General features: G+C 71.8%; 15 protein-coding genes. 8 read left to right on the top strand and 7 right to left on the bottom strand.

Annotated features, from left to right (window positions below; all coding sequences use genetic code 11):
• Positions 1-448: 448 nt before the first annotated feature.
• From AC067A_RS19500 to AC067A_RS19490, 3 genes are all read left to right on the top strand, one after another.
• A complete protein-coding gene (locus tag AC067A_RS19500; RefSeq protein ID WP_479243718.1) occupies positions 449-808 on the top strand; it encodes a hypothetical protein in 360 nt (119 codons plus the stop codon).
• Positions 809-1,065: 257 nt separating this feature from the next.
• On the top strand, positions 1,066-2,526 hold the full coding sequence (locus AC067A_RS19495) for a basic amino acid/polyamine antiporter (RefSeq protein ID WP_479243717.1): 1,461 nt from the start codon (positions 1,066-1,068) through the stop codon (positions 2,524-2,526).
• 105 nt (positions 2,527-2,631) lie between these two features.
• Complete coding sequence (locus AC067A_RS19490; protein ID WP_479243716.1) at positions 2,632-3,894, top strand: arginine deiminase; 1,263 nt, start codon at positions 2,632-2,634, stop codon at positions 3,892-3,894.
• A 129-nt stretch (positions 3,895-4,023) separates the two neighbouring features.
• Here the strand turns inward: AC067A_RS19490 and AC067A_RS19485 are convergent, their stop codons facing one another.
• The 5 genes from AC067A_RS19485 to AC067A_RS19465 all read right to left on the bottom strand — a co-directional run bounded on the left by AC067A_RS19485 (position 4,024) and on the right by AC067A_RS19465 (position 11,554).
• The gene (locus AC067A_RS19485; RefSeq protein WP_479243715.1) at positions 4,024-4,524 is read right to left on the bottom strand and encodes a DUF1269 domain-containing protein; all 501 of its coding nucleotides are present in this window, start codon (positions 4,522-4,524) and stop codon (positions 4,024-4,026) included.
• A 125-nt stretch (positions 4,525-4,649) separates the two neighbouring features.
• On the bottom strand, positions 4,650-5,291 hold the full coding sequence (locus AC067A_RS19480) for a hypothetical protein (protein ID WP_479243714.1): 642 nt from the start codon (positions 5,289-5,291) through the stop codon (positions 4,650-4,652).
• 80 nt (positions 5,292-5,371) lie between these two features.
• Positions 5,372-5,860, bottom strand: a complete 489-nt coding sequence (locus tag AC067A_RS19475; RefSeq protein WP_479243713.1) for a DUF1269 domain-containing protein — start codon at positions 5,858-5,860, stop codon at positions 5,372-5,374.
• A gap of 694 nt (positions 5,861-6,554) precedes the next feature.
• Positions 6,555-8,240, bottom strand: a complete 1,686-nt coding sequence (locus tag AC067A_RS19470) for an MFS transporter (protein WP_479243908.1) — start codon at positions 8,238-8,240, stop codon at positions 6,555-6,557.
• Between the two features lie 545 nt (positions 8,241-8,785).
• Positions 8,786-11,554, bottom strand: a complete 2,769-nt coding sequence (locus tag AC067A_RS19465) for a D-alanyl-D-alanine carboxypeptidase family protein (RefSeq protein ID WP_479243712.1) — start codon at positions 11,552-11,554, stop codon at positions 8,786-8,788.
• Positions 11,555-11,716: 162 nt separating this feature from the next.
• Between AC067A_RS19465 and AC067A_RS19460 the strand changes: the two genes are divergently transcribed.
• From AC067A_RS19460 to AC067A_RS19450, 3 genes are all read left to right on the top strand, one after another.
• A complete protein-coding gene (locus AC067A_RS19460; RefSeq protein ID WP_479243711.1) occupies positions 11,717-12,418 on the top strand; it encodes a GOLPH3/VPS74 family protein in 702 nt (233 codons plus the stop codon).
• A gap of 226 nt (positions 12,419-12,644) precedes the next feature.
• A complete protein-coding gene (locus AC067A_RS19455; protein ID WP_479243710.1) occupies positions 12,645-13,505 on the top strand; it encodes a helix-turn-helix domain-containing protein in 861 nt (286 codons plus the stop codon).
• 180 nt (positions 13,506-13,685) lie between these two features.
• Positions 13,686-13,886: a DUF397 domain-containing protein gene (locus tag AC067A_RS19450; RefSeq protein WP_479243709.1), complete on the top strand. Its 201-nt coding sequence runs from the start codon at positions 13,686-13,688 to the stop codon at positions 13,884-13,886.
• 113 nt (positions 13,887-13,999) lie between these two features.
• On the opposite strand, the gene AC067A_RS19445 is transcribed toward AC067A_RS19450, so the two are convergent.
• Positions 14,000-14,833 carry a hypothetical protein gene (locus AC067A_RS19445; RefSeq protein ID WP_479243708.1) on the bottom strand — a complete coding sequence of 278 codons (834 nt, stop codon included), beginning with the start codon at positions 14,831-14,833 and terminating at the stop codon, positions 14,000-14,002.
• Between the two features lie 82 nt (positions 14,834-14,915).
• On the opposite strand from AC067A_RS19445, the gene AC067A_RS19440 reads away from it, so the two are divergent.
• Both AC067A_RS19440 and AC067A_RS19435 read left to right on the top strand, forming a co-directional pair.
• Positions 14,916-15,698, top strand: a complete 783-nt coding sequence (locus AC067A_RS19440) for an SDR family oxidoreductase (RefSeq protein WP_479243707.1) — start codon at positions 14,916-14,918, stop codon at positions 15,696-15,698.
• A 152-nt stretch (positions 15,699-15,850) separates the two neighbouring features.
• Positions 15,851-17,389 (top strand): sodium:solute symporter family protein, encoded by a 1,539-nt coding sequence (locus AC067A_RS19435; protein WP_479243706.1) that lies wholly within the window; start codon positions 15,851-15,853, stop codon positions 17,387-17,389.
• A gap of 28 nt (positions 17,390-17,417) precedes the next feature.
• Here AC067A_RS19435 and AC067A_RS19430 read toward each other — a convergent pair whose 3' ends face one another.
• A complete protein-coding gene (locus tag AC067A_RS19430) occupies positions 17,418-18,536 on the bottom strand; it encodes an ADP-ribosylglycohydrolase family protein (protein WP_479243705.1) in 1,119 nt (372 codons plus the stop codon).
• Positions 18,537-18,695: the final 159 nt, after the last annotated feature.

Below are 18,695 nucleotides of genomic sequence, written 5' to 3'. Positions count from 1 at the left end.
GGGGACAACTCCAGACGCAGCTCCCATGTCAGGGCGCATCAGGGCGAAGAAACAGCCCCCTTCGTACAGGGAGGAGAAAAGTTGTTCAAGTGCGTCCTTCGCTCCCAAGACCGCCTGCGGCCATCGCCGAGACGAGCGGAAGAACCGGCCTCGACCTGCGATCACGCATCTCAAGCGGAGGGTTCGTGCGTGCGCGATGCGTGAGCGGACGGGCCAGCACCAGGCGTCACGCGCAGGATCAGGCACCGTGCCACGCGGCGCTGATCAGGCAGAACAGCACCGCGTGGCACGGTCTGGAACCGCCCGGCACGGATTCGATCCCACTCCTAAAGCGGGTGTCGCAGGTTCGAATCCTGCCGGGGGCACCATGCCAAAGGCCACACCTGAACGTTCGGGTGTGGCCTTTGGCGTCTGCGGCCGACTTCTACGGCAGAGGTCGGGAGCGAGGGTGGCGGATCGTCTCCGGTTCAGCTGGGAGCTGGTCGGCAGTGGGGGCGCCGCGTGCCGGATCGCCGAGGGTGTTTCGGAGCGCCGGGCCCAGGTCGGCTACTGCACGGACGCCCTGGCCGACCTGCTGTATGCCGTGACGGGGCTCTACGGGGACCCGCCCGGGGAGCGCGTCTGGTTCGACCGCGAACCCATGGAGACGAGGTGGCTGCTCCGGCGGCGGGGAGCGGATGTGGCCGGGTACCGGGAGATGTGGATGCGGCACCCGTTTCCGGTCGCCGCTCTTCAGGACCTGCGGAGACCGCACCGGCGAGGCGAGGACTGCCGGCACGAGTGCTGCCGGAGCGACCCCGGGGGCTGAGTGTCGCGGGTTCGAATCCTGCCGGGGCGCGGGGCACAGAGGAGCGGAAGGGCACCTGCCGATGTCGGTGGGTGCCCTTCGGCGTGGGGGGACGGTGTCGGCGGGGCGGGGGCCGGCCGGGTGCGGTGGGGGACTGCGGGGGATCACACGAGGGGACATGGGGGATCAAATCGGGACAAGTGGGTGGGGGTGAATTAGATTCCGGAGGGGGGAGGGGCGGGGGTCGTCGCGGGGCTTGGCGGAGTACGAGGTGGCGCATGGCCGAGGTGGACGCTGGTGTCGAGGCGAAGGCGGGTGGGGCACCGCCGGCGGCGAAGCTGACGCTGCTGACGCTGACCGCGATGGTGGTCGGGTCGATGGTGGGGGCGGGGGTGTTCTCGCTCCCGCGCCGGTTCGCGCAGGAGACCGGGGTCGCGGGGGCGCTGATCGCGTGGGCGGTCGCGGGTGTGGGCATGCTGATGCTCGCGTTCGTGTTCCAGACGCTGGCGGTGCGCAGACCGGACCTGGACGCGGGTGTCTACGCGTACGCGAAGGCGGGGTTCGGGGAGTACCTGGGCTTCTTCTCGGCCTTCGGGTACTGGGCGAGCGCCTGCGTGGGGAACGTGACCTACTGGGTGCTGATCATGTCGACCATCGGGGCGGTCGCCCCGGCGCTGGGCGACGGGGACACGGCGCTCGCCATCGTGCTGTCGTCGGTGGGGCTGTGGGGGTTCTTCCTGCTGATCCGGCGGGGGGTCAAGGAGGCGGCGGCGATCAACCGGATCGTGACGGTCGCCAAGCTCGTCCCCATCCTGGTCTTCATCGTCCTGGCGCTGTTCTACTTCGACCCGTCGGTGTTCGCGGACAACTTCGGCGGCGCCGACTACGCGGGCTCCCTGTTCAACCAGGTGCGCGGGACGATGCTCGCCACCGTGTTCGTCTTCCTGGGCGTGGAGGGCGCGAGCGTGTACTCGCGGCACGCGAAGCGGCGGGAGGACGTCGGGCGGGCGACGGTGCTGGGCTTCCTGAGCGTCTTCGCGATCTTCGCGTCGGTGACGATCGTGTCGTACGGGATCCTGCCGATGAGCGAGATCGCCGAGCTCCGGCAGCCGTCGATGGCGGGTGTCCTGGAGGCGGCCGTCGGCACCTGGGGCAAGGCGTTCGTCAGCGTCGGTCTGATCATCTCGGTCCTGGGCGCCTACCTCGCCTGGACGCTGATGGCGGCCGAGGTGCTGTTCGTCGCGGCCAAGGACAAGGACATGCCCCGGTTCCTGGGGCGCTCCAGCGGCGACGACGTGCCCGTCCCGGCACTGCTGCTGACGACCTCGCTCAGCCAGGTCATCCTGGTCGTCACGGCCTTCTCCGACGACGCGTTCAACTTCGCGCTCGACCTGACGAGCGCGCTGAGCCTCATCCCCTTCCTGCTGGCCGCGGGCTTCGCGGTGAAGATCGCGCTGCGCCCGCGGGCGGAGGGGGCGGTGGGGCGGAGCACCCGGGGCGAGCTGGTCGTCGCCGTCGTCGCCACCCTCTACACGGCCTTCCTGCTCTACGCGGCCGGCCTGAAGTTCGTCCTCGTCTCCTTCATCCTCTACGCCCCCGCCACCTTCCTGTTCGTCAAGGCCCGGCGCGAGCAGAACCGGCGCCTCTTCTCACCGGGCGAGGCCGTCCTCTGCGCGGTCTCCGTCGCCGGCGCGACGGTCGGGGTGGTCGCGCTCGCGTTGGGCTGGATCGAGCTGTGACCTCACGCCCGGCAGACCCGGCAGGCCCGGCCGATGGCCCGGCAGGCCCGGCCGGTGGCCGGCATTCCGCCGAACCGTTCCCCCTCCAGGAAAGGCAGCAGCACGATGACTTCTGACACCTCGACGGGCGCGCCCGTGCTCGGCGTCCACTCCGAGGTCGGACGCCTCCGGAAGGTCCTGGTCTGCGCCCCCGGTCTCGCGCACCGGCGACTGACCCCGACCAACTCCGACGACCTGCTGTTCGACGACGTGATGTGGGTGGAGAACGCGCAGCGGGACCACGCGGACTTCGTCGGCGAGCTGACGCGGCGCGGGGTGGAGGTGGTCGAGCTGCACCGGCTGCTCGCGGACACGATGGCGATCCCCGCGGCCAGGACCTGGCTCCTCGACCGGAAGATCGTCCCCAACGAGGTCGGCCTCGGACTCGTCGACGACACCCGGGCGTTCCTGGAGTCGCTGACCCCGCGCGAGCTGGCGGAGTTCCTCATCGGCGGACTGTCCACGGCGGACCTGCCGGACGAGTTCCGCTCCGGGTACGTGGCGCTGGCCCGGGAGGGCGTGGGCGCGCGCGAGTACCTCATGCCGCCGCTGCCGAACACGCTGTACACCCGTGACACGACCTGCTGGCTCTACGGCGGGGTGACCCTGAACCCGCTGTACTGGCCCGCCCGGCACGGCGAGACCCTCCTCATGAAGGCCGTCTACACCTTCCATCCCGACTTCAAGGACGCGACGGTCTGGTGGGGCGATCCCGAACAGGACTGGGGCCAGGCGGCGTTCGAGGGCGGCGACATCATGCCCGTCGGGAACGGCGTCGTCCTGATGGGGATGAGCGAGCGCACGTCGCGTCAGGCCATCACGCAGGTCGCCGCCGCGCTGTTCGGGAACGGCGCGGCCCAGCACGTGATCGTGGCCGGTATGCCGAAGCTGCGCTCGGCCATGCACCTGGACACCGTCTTCACCTTCGCCGACCGCGACATCGTCACGCTCTATCCGACGATCATGGACGCCGTCCACACCTTCTCGCTGCGGCCGTCCGACAAGGCCCCGGGGGTGGAGATCGTCGACGAGGGCACCACCCCGTTCGTCGACGTCGTCGCCAAGGGGCTCGGGCTGCCGGGACTGCGGGTGATCGAGACCGGCGGGGACGTCTACGCCTCCGAGCGCCAGCAGTGGGACAGCGGCAACAACGCCGTCGCCGTCGAACCCGGCGTGGTCTTCACGTACGACCGCAACACGCAGACCAACGCCCTGCTGCGCAAGGCGGGCGTGGAGGTCGTCACCATCGTCGGCGCCGAACTCGGCCGGGGGCGCGGTGGCGGCCACTGCATGACGTGCCCGCTGATCCGGGACGCGGTCGACTTCTGAGATCCGCAAGCCGGCACGGATCCGCGGGCCGGCGAAGTCCCGCGCACCGGCGAAGGCCGCCGCCCCCCTCCGTCGCGTACGGAGGGGGGCGGCGGCCTTCGTCCCTGTTCCGGTCGTACGGCCCCGGTGTCAGGCCCGCGGCTCCGGGCCGGCGAGCTGTTCGGCGAGTTCGCGCTCGCTGTCCTCCGGGAGGGAGGTCTTGAGGACGGTGCCGCCGAAGGGCTCCATGGCCGCGGCGAACCGGGCGTCGGTGACCTCGGAGGCCATGATCACGACGGCGGCGGAGCCGGGCTCCAGGAGGTCGCTGACCTTCTTGCGGAAGCCGTTGTCGACGCCCATCTGGTTGAGCTTGCCGATGAGGCCGCCGAGGGCCGCGCCCACGACGCCCATGGCCGGGGTGAGGATGAGCATCCCGAAGACCATGCCCCAGAGGGCGCCGGCCGTCGCCGACAGGGCGATCTCCTCGGACTTCGCGGGGGTGTCCACATGGGTCTCGCCGTCCTCGTCGACCTTGACGACGGCGAGGCCGGTGAGGGTGACGACGTGGTCGTCACGGAGCTTCTGGACCGCCTTGAAGGCCTTGGTCGCGGCGGCGTGGTCGTCGTAGCCGATGACGATGAGTTCGGACATGTGGGTGATCCCCTCTGGGTTTCGGTACCTCTGGGTCTCCGGGCTTCGGTACCTCTGGGTCTCCGGGCTTCGGTACCTCCGGGTCTTGGTACCTCTGGGTCTCCGGGCTTCGGTACCTCTGGGTCTCAGTACCTCTGGGCCTTGGTGAGCCTCGGCGTCAGCACCGGTTCGGCCGGCTCGCGGCTGATGACCAGGGGCTGGGCGCTGTCGCCGGGCGGGAGGTCCTCCGCCCCGGTGAACTGGGTCTCGACGACCTTGCCGGAGGGGTCGAGGAAGTCGACCTGGACGGCGTAGGAGGCCTTCGCGTCCGTCTTGTTGGTGATGCTGACGACGACGGCGAGCAGGCCGCCGGCGTCCGCCCGGGGCGTGCCGGTCATGGTGACCTCGCCGAGGGCGTTCCCCCGGCCCTCGACGCCCTTCAGGGCGTCCTGGGCGGCCTGGCGGGAGCGTTCGACCTCGGCGCCGATCGACGCCTTGCGCTCGGCCTCCCGGGCGGAGGCCGACGCTGCGGCGGAGGCCGCGGACGCCTGGGCGGAGGCGATGCGCGACTCCGCCGCCGAGGCGACGTTGGAAGGGGGCTCGCCCGAGAACCCCGCGGTGTCCGGTGCCGTGGGGCGGTCGCTGAAGGTCGGGGTGGCGGTGCTGTCGCCGCCGCCGTCGCAGGCCGCGAGGGTGGCCGCGCCGAGCGTGATGAGGACGACGGTCAGGGCGGCGCCCGCCGCCCTGACCGTGATCGGCCGTCTCCAGTGGGGTTCCGAAGCGTGCACGCCGGGTTCCTCCGGTGTCGTGTGGGGGCGGGGGTGCCGTGGGGGGAGATCGAGGGGGCGGGGCTGCGGGTGGGGCGGGACTATGGGGGCCCCGTGAGTTGCTCGGCCAGCTCCTTCTCGTCCTGGTCGCTGAGCGAGGTCTTCAGGAGCGTGCCGCCGTGCTGCTGCATGGCGGCGGTGAACTTGTCCTCGGTGACCTTCGACGCCATGAGGACGACGGCGGCGGAGCCCGGCCTGAGCAGGTCGCCGACCTGCTCGCGGAACCGGTCGTCCACCCCGGACTTGGCGAGCTTGCCGACCAGGCCGCCGAGGGCTGCGCCGGTCAGGAGCCCGACGCCGGGCAGCAGGAAGAGGATGCCGAAGATCGCCCCCCACAGTGCTCCGGTGGTGGCGGTGGCGCCGACGACGCGGCTGGACGTGTCGACGTGGGTGCGGCCCTCGGTGTCGACGGAGACGACCGCGAGGCCGTTCAGGCGCACGACCTGGTCGCGCTGGAGCTCCTGCACCGTGCCGAAGGCCTGCTCGGCCCGGTCGAGGTCGTCGTAACCGATGACGATGAGCTCGGACATCCCTGTCCACCTCCCGGGGGCGCCGCGGGGCGCCAAGGTCCACGATTCGTCATCCTCGTCCGGAATGTCCGCGTTCGCGACTCGGTGGACCCGCCGGGGTCCCCGTCCGCTCGGCACGAGCCCGGCCCGATCGACAGGACAGCCCCTGGCATCGGAGCGTGATCACGTACGGGGGCCGGGGGGAACGGCGACGACGACAGGCGCGGCGGTCCCGCTGCCGTTCGTGGACGAGCACACCGTGACGGCGGACACCGGAGCCGAGGAGCTGTGGCGACGGCTCGTCACGCGACTGGACCACTCGCTGTCCGGCGCGGGCGGGGCCCGGTACGTCCGGCTGGTGGGCGGCGATCCGCGGGAGGTGGCGGATGCCGGCCGGCTATCGGGAAGCTTGAGGCAGCCGTGCGCCGGGGGTCGGCCATGCCCAGGGGGTGGGCCGTGACCCGGGGTCAGCCGTGACGGAGGGTCGGTTGCGCCCCGGGGTCAGCCGTGTCCCGGGGGTCGGTTACGCCTCCTGGCGGTCGGCCGTGGCCCGAGGGTCGGTTACACCTCCTGGGCGGTCGGCCGCGGCCCGAGGGTCGGTTACACCTCCTGGGCGGTCGGCCGCGGCCCGAGGGTCGGTTACACCTCCTGGGCGGTCGGCCGCGGCCCGGGGGTCGGTTACGCCTCCTGGGCGGTCGGCCGCGGCCCCCGGCGGTCAGCGCAGTTCCTCCGGGCAGGGGGTGCCGCGGGAGAGCTTGTAGGGGGCGGCGAGGCGGTAGACGCCGGCCTTGGGGGCGATGAGGGTGGTCCATTCGTCGCCCTCGACGTCGGCCTCGGTCTTGAAGAGGCAGCCGTTCTCGTTGGCGAAGACCTTGGGGAGCTCCGTGTCGGACTCCTCGCGGGCGAGCTTGGAGGCCTCGGTCTCCTGGGGGGCCTCGACCTTGTGGCCCTGGTCGTCGAGGAGGGCGAGCCAGGGGGAGTGGGGGACGCGGATGAGGACGCGGCCCGGGCGGTCGACGCGGATGACGACCTCGTTCTCCTGGGCGCTGAGCACCTGGGCGGGCGGGTCCGCCAGCGGGGTCGGGTTCTCGACCTCGTAGAGGCGCCAGTTCGCGTCGGACCACACCTGGTGCAGGTACGTGAGGCCGCCCTCGACGAGCTCCGCCTCGCGTTCGGCGCCCGAGTCGGGGGCGCCGGTGGGCAGGACGACGTAGTGGACGGCCCAGCGGTCGAGCCACTCCTGGTAGTTCACGGCGTTGAGGGTGTCGTCGTAGAAGAGCGGGTTGCGCTCCATGTCGGCCTGGCGGTTCCAGCCCCGGGCGAGGTTGATGTACGGGCTGAGGGCGGAGGACTCGCGGTGACTGGAGGCCGGCACGACCTCGACGCGCGCCTTGCGGGCGTCGCGCACCTGGAGCTGGTTGACCAGCGGGGCGAGCTCGCGCGCCCAGGACGCGTCGGGGGCGGTGCGGATGACGTCGTCGACGCCCTTGAAGCCGATCCAGAAGTTCAGCCCGGCGAAGGCGAGCACGAGGGCGTACCAGCGGCGTGAGCGCGGTGCCGTGTACGGCAGGGCGGCGAGCAGCACGACACCGGCGAAGAGCATCGGCAGCCGCGAGATGTTCGAGCCGATCTGCGAGTCGATGAGCCAGGTGAGCAGCGTGCCGACCGTGTAGACGGCGGCGGCCGTGCGGACCGTGCGCCAGTCCGCCGGGACGAGCAGGAAGACGAGCACCCCGAAGAGCAGGGGCAGCGCGGTCGAACCGAAGGCCATCGGCTGCGTACCGGAGAAGGGGAACAGCCAGGAGGAGAGGGCGACCACGGCCACCGGGGCCAGGCCGAGGGCGTACGCGCCGGGGCGCCGCTTGTTGAGGAAGAGCGCCGCCGCCGCGATCCCGAGGAAGAGTCCGGCGACCGGGCTGCACGCGGTCGCGAGACCGGCGAGCGGCGCGGCGACCGCGGCCTTGGCCCAGCGTTTGCGGCGCCAGCGGTGGGGCCAGCAGAAGACGGCGGCGACCGCGCCGAGCGCGAACATCATGCCGAGGCCGAAGGTGACCCGCCCCGAGAGCGCGTTGCAGAGGAAGGCGAAGACGGCCGCGACCGAGCAGGCCAGCGGGTTGCGGACCGCCGGCACCCGGACCAGGATCAGCGCGGTCAGCGCGGCCGACAGCGTGCCGGCGACCATCATCGTGCTGCGGACGCCGAGCAGCGACATCAGGTACGGCGAGACGACGCTGTACGAGACGGGGTGCATCCCGCCGTACCAGGCCAGGTTGTACGCGGAGTCCGGATGTCGTCCGACGAACTCCGCCCACGCGTCCTGTGCGGCCAGGTCTCCCCCGCTGTTCGCGAAGACGTAGAACCACAGGACGTGGGTGAGGGCGGCGAGGCCGGTGGCCGCCATGACCGTGTAGCGGCGCTTGCGCCGCGGGCCGGGAGCCGGCGGCGGCGTCGAGGCGGATGCGGCGGCGGGAGCGGGAGCGGGCCGCTGGGTCGGGAGCACTATTCGCGGGAGCGAAGAGAGCCCGGTATCGGCGCCGGGGTGGGGGCGGGCGCCGGAGCGGGTGCCGCCGTCGGCGTCACGGGCGCCACGGGCTCCGGCGTCACCGGTGTCACGGGCTCCGGCGTCATCGGTGTCACGGGTTCCGACGCCATGGGTGTCACGGGTTCCGGCATCACCGGCATCGGCGTCGCGGGCGTCACCGGCATCGGCGTCGCGGGCGTCACCGGCATCGCGGGGGTCACGCGTCTCACGGTAGACGTCGGGGTCGGAGTCCGCGCGGTCGGCGCGTGTCGGCTCGGCGGTGGTCACTGCGGCCCTTTCCCGTGCTTCCCGTCTCGCTGCTCGCTTCGCGCGTGGGTCACGCGTGCGGCGTCTCGTCCCCCCGGAGACGCTAACAGCCGGGCGCCCCGGGAATCCGGGGCGCCCAGCCGATCAGGTGGTGCGCGTCAGCCCAGTCGCGTGAGCTTCTTGTCGAAGCCGGGCTCCACCAGGTCCGACCGGAGGGCGACCGGGGAGCTGACCTTGCCGGTGCCGGTGCCGATCGAGACCTGGCCGACGATGTCGCCCGCCTTGCCGGTGTGCGGGACGGCCTTGCCGCCGGCGGTGAGCTCCAGCTTCACCTGGAGGCCCGCCCAGCCGATCGCCTTGAGCTCCTTGGTGGCCACGACCTCGGTTCGGCCGCCGAGGCCGTCGTCGATGTAGCCGAGGACCTGGCCCTCCTTCACGACGGCGGCGGAGGTGACGTCCTTCTGGGCCGCCTGGATCAGCTTGAGGCTGTTGTCGATGGCGAGCTGCAGCTTGTCGTTGAGCAGCTTGGCGTCCTTCGCCCCCATGACGATGCCGAGGATGCGGCGGTTCTCGCCGTCCACGACCGTGTTCGCCGACCAGAGCAGGTTGCCGCCGGCGGGCGTGGAGGAGCCGGTCTTGATTCCGTTGACGCCGTCGTGGAGCAGGATGTTGTTGTTGTTCTCGATCCGGCCGGGGATGCCGTCGACCGTCATGTTCGGCATGTTCACGATCTCGCGGAACACGTCGAACTGCATGACCGCCTTCGCCAGCTTCAGCTGGTCCCCCGGGGTCGACATGGTGGTGTCGAGCAGACCGGACGGGTCGGTGTAGATCGACTGGGTCATGCCCAGGTCCTTGGCGGCGGCGTTCATCTTGTCGACGAACGCGGCCTCGGAACCGGCGTCCCAGCGGGCGAGCAGCCGGGCCACGTTGTTCGCGGAGGGGACCATCAGGAGCTCCAGGAGCTCGCGCTCCGTGTAGACCTGGTTCTCCTTCACCGCCGCCGTCGACTCGTGCGCCGCGCCCGCCTGCTCGGCGGCCTTCTTGTCGATCGTGATCTCGGGGCCGCCGGCCTTCCCCTTGATGGGGTGGTCGCGGAGGATCACGTACGCCGTCATCGTCTTCGTGACGCTGGCGATCGGGGCCGGCTTCTGCGGCCCGTACCGGCCCATGGAGCCGACGCCCTCGACCTCGATGGCGCCCTGGCCCTCGTGGGGCCACGGCAGGTCGAGCGCGCCGCCCTGGAAGGTGAAGGTCGGTGCGGCCGAAAGGGTCAGAACGGGCGGGGGCAGCGGCCTCACCATCTGCACGATCGCAAAGACGATCAGCAGGAGCAGGATCAGCGGCGTCCAGATCCGGACCCGTCGCATGGTCGTCCGCACCGCGGTCGGCGCCGGCGGCGGCGTGTTCGTCAGCTCCGCGAGCAGGTCGAGCGGCGGCAGCGGCGGCAGCGGCTGCTGCCGGGTCCGCTCCGGCTCCGCGAGCGCGGCGGGCGGCACGTCGGCCTGCTGCCGCGCGGGCGCGGGCGCCTTCGCCGACGCGGGTCCGGTGGCCTTCGCGGGTGCGGGTGCGGCAGCCTTCGCGGCGGGTGCCTGCGCCTCGGACGGCGTCGAAGGAGCCGCCGGGGCCTGCCGCGCCGCCCGCGTCTCCTCCGCCTTCCGCTCGGCGGGGATGTCCGGCCGCAGCGGCAGGAAGGTGCTGGTGCGCTCGCCGTCGGCGTCCGCCGCCAGGCCCGGCGGCAGCTTCAGCGCGGTCGTCGGCTGGTCGACGGCGGGCGCGGCCGGCGGACGGACCATCTTGAACATGGTCGTCGGCTGGTCGACAGGGCTGTCGGGGGTGTCGGGGGTGGAGGCCGAGGCGGGCGCGGGTGCGTCGTCGGCGGGTGCGTCGTCGGCGGGCGCGGACGGCGCTTCCGCCGCCGGCTCGGCCACCGGCTCGCTCGCGGGCGCGGTCGACGGCTCGCTCGCGGAGGCGGTCGCCGAGGCGTTCACCGGCTCCTCGGCGGCCTTCGCGGCGGCGTCCGGCTTCCGGGCGAACCAGGACGCGGCGGGAGCCTTGCCCGCGGCCCCGGCCCGGTCCCCGGGCGCAGCCTTGTCCCCCGTCCGGCCCTCGGCCGGCTCCTCGTCGTCCACCGCGGGCTCGGGCTCGTCCTCGGGGTCCACGTCGGCCTGGGGCTCGTCGTCCGGCTCGTCGGCCTCAGGAGCCTCTCCGCCGACCTCGGGCGCGTCCACGGAGGCCTCGGGGGCCTCGGGCGCTCCGGCGGCTCCGGCGGCTCCGGCGGCTCCGGCGGCTCCAGGAGCCTCAGAGGCCGCAGCCGCCCCAGCCGCCTCAGCGGCGTCCGTGGAGGCCCCTGCGGGCGCGCCGGGCACGGCCGCACCGCCGACGCGGGCCTCGTCCGAGGCGTCGGTGGTGTCCGCGGTAGCCATCCACGCCGTCACGGCCGCCTTGAGGCGCGCGCTCTCCGGCTCCTGCTCGACGGCGGGGGCCTCAGAGGTCTCAGAAGTCTCAGAAGTCTCAGAGGTCTCGGAGGTCTCGGAGGCCTCGGAGGCCTCAGAAGCCGCGGCCACGGAAGCGGCGGTCTCCGACGCACCGGATTCCCCAGGAGCGGAACCCGCCGACCCGGCCGCCTCCGACTCCGGCTCCGACTCCGACTCCGACTCCGTCACGTCCTCCGCCGACTCCGTCACCTCGTCCGCCTGGCGGGGCGCGTCGTCCTCGGGCGTCCGGGGGGCCAGGGTCTTGAAGACGGCGGTCGGCTGGTCGACCTGGACCCGTGAGGCGGATGCGGACGAAGGAGGCTCTGACTCGCGTAGCACGGAAAGCCGCGGATCCCGGCCGCCGCCGGGGGTCACCGTCTCCTGCGACGACCCCTGCTGCTCCGCCCTGTCGGGGGACTCGCCCGCCACCGTGCCTCCTCCATGCGTCATGCGTACGTCCGAACCGTCTACCAGTGTCCTGTGTGAACCCCTTGGCTCCCGTGCTAGACGAGAACGACATACCTACTGGTTCCCGGATGAAGCACCCAGGCGCTCTCGACAGATGAATGTGAGAGGGGTCACCCTGTCATTCATCCACGCGGGGAGGCATGGATGGGCAGGAGCCGCAGAACCATTCCGGAGGAGCTTCTGCTGCTCGCTCTGGACCCGACCACGGGTACCACAGCGCAGCCGCAGTCGCTCGACCTCGGCCTGGCCGGTGCACAGCTAGTGGAGCTGGCGCTGGCAGGCCGGATAGCCCCTGACGGGGATCGTATCGCCGTGGTGATGCCACGGCCGACCGGAGATCCGACCTTGGACTCCGCACTGGAGCTGCTGCGCAGACGTGGCAGCCCGGTTCGGGCCGTCCATTGGATCGGCGGGCCCCGACTGGGGCTTCGCCAGACGTATCTCTCGCATCTGGAGCGATGCGGCATGGTGCATGCCGTGGAGACCCAGATGTGCGGGGTGTTGCCGACGACTCGCTACCAGGCGACGGAGACGGCGATCAGTCGGGAGATCCGTTCCCGACTGGACAGTGCGATCCGCACCGGCGTACCGCCGGACCCGCGGACCGCGGCGCTTGCCGCGCTGGCCCACGCGGTCGGTCTCGGGAAGCACCTCTACCCCGGCAACGAAGGACGGTCGTCGCGGTCCCGGCTGCGCGACCTGATCCGGCACGACCCGATGGGCGGCCTCGTGGCGCATGCCGTGATGGACGTCCAGAACGGTGCCGCGGCACAACCGCGCCGCGCGCCGGCCGCGGGTGTACCGGCGCAGCCGCGGGGCGGCATGGCCCGCGCTGCCGTGCACTGAACCACCGCGTGCCCGGGCCTGTCCGGCCCTGATCCGCCGGACGGGCCCCGGGCACGCGCACCACGTACCCCACCGGGAGCCGCACGCGTGTGCGGGGCGGCCTGTACGGCCGTCCCGCACACCTGTGTTGTCGTCGTTTCCCAGCGCACACCGGGCCACAGGTGGCAGTCTGCCAAGCAGTAGATACTCACAGCTACGCAGCAGACCAGCCGGAGGTGCAGTTTCCGTGGCGTCCAACGTCAACCCCACCGTCAGGCGACGCCGATTGGGCCAGGAGCTGCGCAAGCTCCGCGAGGCGAAGAACATGACGGCCGAACAGGTCGCCGAGCGCCTCCTCGTCTCCCAGTCCAAGATCAGCCGACTGGAGAACGGCCGCCGCTCCATCAGCCAGCGTGACGTGCGCGACCTCTGCGGGGTGTACGAGGTCGAGGACGAGCGCATGGTCGACTCCCTCATGCAGATGGCCAAGGACTCCCGCCAGCAGGGCTGGTGGCACGCCTTCGGCGACATCCCGTACAGCGTGTACATCGGTCTGGAGACGGACGCGGAGAGTCTGCGGATGTACGAGTCGCAGATCATCCCGGGGCTGCTGCAGACCCCCGCGTACGCGGAGGCCGTGATCTCCGGCGCGATGCCGGAGTCGACGCCGGCGGACATCGAGAAGCGGGTCACCGTGCGCACCCGCCGCCAGGAGCGGATCCGGGACGAGGAGCGCCCGCTGCGGCTCTGGGCGGTGATCGACGAGGGGGCGCTGCACCGGATCGTGGGAAGCCGGCAGTTGATGGTGCAGCAGTTGGAGCACCTGATCGAGCAGTCGCACCTGCCGCACGTCACCGTGCAGGTGATCCCGTTCGAGATGGGCGCGCATCCGGGGATCAGCGGGCAGTACTCGATCCTGGAGTTCCCCGACACCTCGGACTCCAGCGTGGTCTACATCGAGGGCGTGACGAGCGACCTGTACCTGGAGAAGGCGCTGGACGTGGGCAAGTACAGCGTCATGTACGAGCACCTCAGGGCGCAGGCGCTGAACGTGGACCAGACCCGCGAGTTCATCGCGAAGATGGCCAAGAAGCACGCCCAGGGCTGACTCCGGCCGACCGGGGCAGGCACCGTACACCCCGAGATCGCTCCCACGGAAGTCCAGTTGGAATATGCCACCCGGTCGTGTGAACGCCGGTCCCGCCCGGCGGGACCGGCGAGTAGCGTCGATCACGCCGGCAAGAACGTCGGCGCGACAAATCCACTGGCAGAACCGGAGTTGAGCACAATGGCGATCATCCAGGGCGCGACCGACACGTGGACCAAGTCCTCCTACTCGGGTGGGAACGGAGCCTGCGTCGAAGTGAAGTCCCCCGTCGTGACCGCGATCGCGGTGCGGGACTCCAAGGCCCCCGAGGGCCCGTCCCTCAACTTCGGCCCGGGATCGTGGAACGCCTTCGTCGGCGAGGTGAGCACCGGAGCTCTCTGAGCGCGGTGCACGCACGACGTCACCAGCAGTACGTGAAGAGCCCTCTCGTCCGGTCCGCCGTCCTGGCCGAGGGGGCTCGGTCTTTGCCCAAAACCGTCAGCGGCCCAAAGCCGTCAGCGCAGCTGGTCCACGTACAGGTCCGTGCCCGGGACCGTGGGGATGAAGGGGGCGACCAGTTCGACGCGGGCGGTGTCGGCGCAGAGGGTGTCGAGGTCGGCGAAGTGGTCGGCCCAGCAGTGCCTGGGGTCCTCTTCGAGGAACCAGAGGAGGGTGAGGCGGGTGTCGACGCCCTCGACCTGCTTGACGTAGGTCATGCGGTCGCCGGGGAGCGGGGTGGGCCGGAAGACGGTGACCATGGCGGCCGGGGAGCCGGCGAGGCGACGGGGGAGGTCGCGCGAGCGGAGGCGGTCGAGGAGGTCGGAGCGCGCTTCCGGGCCGTCGGCGTCGAGGACCTGGAGGACGAGCCCGGCGTAGGGGTGGTCGAGGGCGTGGAAGTCGCGGGGCCCGGCGGCCCCGTCGCGGTAGACGGTCGCCGCGTGGTCCTGGAAGGCCGTGAAGACGTGGGTACGGCCCTGGTGGACGCGGCCGTCGCGGTTGAGCCGCTTGTTGATGCCGACGGTCCACTTCATGTGGTCGTCGTAGCGGCCGTCGGTGATCCAGTACGTGGAGAGGTAGCAGCCGGCGGTCACGGGCTGGGCGACGGCGGACTTCTCCGGGCGGCGCAGCTCCTGGAGGTCGCGGGTGGCGACCCAGCGGCGGCCGGCGTACATCCAGGGCATGGCCATGGCGCCCGCGTAGTAGTGGTCGTCCTCGTACCAGCGGTTGTAGGCGTGCTCCTGGCCCGGATGCGGTTCGACCATGGTGATCAGCGCGTGGCCGGGTCGCACGCCGTACGGCCCGACGGCCGCCAGTTCCGCGTAGGTCTCGCTGCGGGTCTCCTCGCTCATTCCCGTACCCCTTCCCAAGTCGTTGACGGAGACCTACTCTGACGGACCGTCAGATACTTGGCCAGGGTCGAGGAGGGTCCGGATGCTGCTCCAGGGGAAGACGGTCGTCGTGTCGGGGGTCGGCGCCGGGCTCGGCCACCGGATCGCCGGGACCGTGGTGCGGGACGGGGGGAACGCGGTGCTCGGCGCACGGACCGAGGCCCATCTGGCGAAAGCCGCCGCCGACATCGATCCGGAGGGGCGGCGCACGGCCTACCGGGCCACGGACATCACCGACGAGGAGCAGTGCGGGGCACTGGCCGCGCTGGCCGTCGAGCGGTTCGGGGGGATCGACGCGGTCGTGCACGTCGCCGCGTGGGACTCCTACTTCGGGGGCCTGGAGGACGCGGACTTCGCGACCTGGCAGGCGGTCCTGGACGTCAACCTGCTCGGCACGCTGCGGATGACCCGGGCCTGCCTGCCGGCGCTGAAGGAGGGCGGGGGTTCGGTGGTCCTGATCGGGACGCAGTCGGCGGTGGCGGCGCCCACGCAGGTCCGGCAGGCGGCCTACGCGGCCTCCAAGGGGGCGCTGACCTCGGCGATGTACTCGCTCGCGCACGAACTGGGTCCGTACCGGATACGGGTCAACACCGTGCTGCCGGGATGGATGTGGGGGCCGCCGGTGCAGGCGTACGTCCGGTTCGCCGCGCACACCGAGGGGGTGCCGGAGGCCGACGTCCTGAGCCGGCTCACCGAGCGGATGGCGCTGCCGGAACTGGCGACGGACGGCGACGTGGCCGAGGCGGCCGCCTTCCTCGCCTCGGACCGGGCACGGGCGATCACGGGCCAGTCGCTGCTGGTGAACGCGGGCGAGCTGATGCGCTGACAAGCCGCCGATGAGTTCACATCCATGAACGAGGGTCAGCAATCAGAACGATTTTACTTGCCCTTGACCCTCCCCTGCATTGTCGCACCCTCGCAACTCCCCACACGATGAACCGCGTTCACAAGACGGACCGGTTCTCATGGAGGGGCGCAATGAACAGTCTCGACTGGGTCGTGCTCATCGGCTACTTCGGCGTGATGATCGCGATCGGCGTCTGGTCCCACAAGCGGGTGGACACCGTCTCCGACTTCTTCACCGCCGGCGGCCGGATGCCCTGGTGGCTCTCCGGCATCTCCCACCACATGTCGGGCTACAGCGCGGTGATGTTCACCGGATACGCGGGCATCGCCTACACCTACGGCGTCACCTCCTACGTGACCTGGTCCTTCCCCATCGCCATCGGCATCGCGATCGGCGCCCACCTCTTCGCGCCCCGCCTGAACCGGCTCCGCTCCCGACTCCGGGTCGCCTCCCCGCTCGAATACCTCAAGGACCGCTACAACCTGCCCACCCAGCAGGCCCTCGCCTGGTCCGGCGTCCTGCTGAAGATCGTCGACGTCGGCGCCAAATGGGCCGCCATCGCCACCCTGCTCTCCGTCTTCACCGGGATCTCCCTCAACCAGGGCATCCTCATCACCGGCGTCGTCACCGGGATCTACTGCACCGTCGGCGGACTCTGGGCCGACGCCCTCACCGAACTCGGCCAGTTCGTCATCCAGCTCCTCGCCGGCGTCGCGATGCTCGTCGCCGTCCTCTCCGAGCTCGGCGGATTCAGCGCGCTGTGGACCGTGTGGGACCGGCCCGAACTCCAGGGCCACACCGCGCCGACGGCCGGCCCGTACACCCTGACGTTCCTCCTCGCGTACCTCTTCATCAAGACCTTCGAGTACAGCGGCGGCATGTGGAACCAGGCCCAGCGCTACATGGCCACCCCGTCCGCCCGCGAGGCCACCCGCTCCGGCCGGCTCTCCGCCGTGCTCTGGTTCGTCTGGCCGCTCGTCCTCTTCTTCCCCATGTGGTGCGCGCCGCTGCTCGTCGACCCGAAGAAGCCCGACGGCTCCGACGCGTACGCCCTCATGACCGAGCAGCTGCTGCCGCACGGCCTCCTCGGCCTCGTCGTCGTCGGCTTCTTCTCCCACACCATGGCCATGTGCTCCTCCGACGCCAACGCCATCGCGGCCGTCTTCACCCGCGACATCGCCCCCGTCCTCAGCAAGGCCGCGCGGAGCTGGACCCAGCGGGCCGGACTGCTCGCCGCGCGCTGGTCGACGATCGCCTTCCTCGGCCTGTCGATGGCCGTCGCCACCCAGGTCAACTCCCCCACCTTCAAGGACATCATCACCGTCGTCATCAAGTGGGTGGCCGGGCTCATGGGCCCGATCGCCATCCCCTTCATGCTCGGCCTGCTCCGCACCTTCCGGAAGTCCGGCCCCACCGCCGCCCTCGTGTCCTGGGCCGCCGGCCTCTTCGTCTTCTGGCTCACCAACTACGGCCTCGACGGCGTCGAACTCCAGATCCAGATCGTGTCCCCCCTCGCCACCTCCCTCGTCCTCTACGTCCTCATCGGCCTCGTCAAGCCGGAGGACACCCCCGAGCGGGACGCGCTCCTGGACCGGATCGGGTCGGACGGGGACGGCGCCGCCGCCGTCCCCGCGCAGGCCGGCGAACGGGCCGAGCAGACACGGGGATGAGCGGATCGGAGGCCCCGCCGGGCAGCCGTCAGACCCTCGGGTAGCGCGCCAGCCAGCCCGGGGCGGACTCGGCGGCGGTGTGCAGGGCGGCGCCCTGCGTCATCTCCATCGAGAAGTCGTCGGCCAGTTCGAGAACCGTCGCACGGCCCTCCAGCTCGGCCAGCCAGGCCGGCGGGAGGGCCGTCTCGCCGTGCAGGGCGCCCAGCAGCGCGCCGGTGAGCGCGCCGGTCACGGCGGAGGGCCCGTCGTGGTTCACCGCGAGCCGCAACCCGTGCCGCACGTCCTCGCCGACCAGCGCGCAGTACACGGCCGCCGCCAACTGCCCCTCGGCCCGGTCCTCACCGGCCCCGAGAACGGTGACGCGCTCCGCGTCCGGCGCCCCCTCCCGTACGGCTCCGAGGGCGCGGGCCAGCGCCTCGGTGACCGGCTCGTGGCCGGGGCGCACCGCCAGCTGCTCCCCCGCCCGGGCCACCGCCGCCTCCACGGACGCCCCGCGCGCGAGGCCGTGCACGGTGACGGCGAAGGCGCCCGCCGCGAGCGTGGCCGCCGGGGCGCCGTGCGTCTGCGCCGCGCACTCGACGGCGAGCTGGCACACGAGCTGGGGCTCCCAGCCGACGAGCAGCCCGAACGGCGCCGAGCGGACGAGCGCGCCGGAGTCTGCGGCGTCCGGGTTCTTCGGCCTGTCGAGGGTGCCGAGGCGTTCGTCGCCGAGGCCGATGAGGCAGGCGCGGGGCGGGTTCCGGCGGGCGTAGAGCCACTCCTCGCGGGCCAGCCAGCCGATGTCCTTGCGGCGCTCGTCGGGGCCCCAGTCACGTTGGGTGGCCGCCCAGCGCAGATGGGCCCGGTGGACGTCGGTCGGCGGATGCCAGGCGCCGGTGTCCCGGCGGACCTGCGCCCGGATCAGACCGTCCACCGTGAACAGGCTCATCTGGGTCGCGGCGGTGACGGCACCCCGGCGGCCGAACGCGGGGACCGGGTCGCCGAGTCCGTCAGGTCCGTGGGCCTCCCGCAGCTCCGCGAGCGTACGGCCCTCGGCCCCCGCGCCCAGTGCGTCGCCGAGCGCGCCGCCCAGCAGGCAGCCCCGCACCCTCGCCCGGAAGTCCTGCTGTTCTGCACGGCCCCAGACGGCTGCGGCTGTCGTCGTCACGACGTGCCCTCCCCCGGTCGGCGGATCTCCCTCGCCGCACTGTAATCGACCGTCTCCGCCCGTCTCGGGCCCACAACCATATGTAATCCGACGCCCTTCCCTCCCTTTTCGACCACCTTTTCCCTACCCGCGCAGTCGCCCCCGCCCCACCTGCGCCCG

Source organism: Streptomyces sp. NPDC043176 (assembly GCF_056436715.1).
Note: the sequence above shows the minus strand (reverse complement) of the source record. Positions and strands in the feature narration are given on the sequence as shown.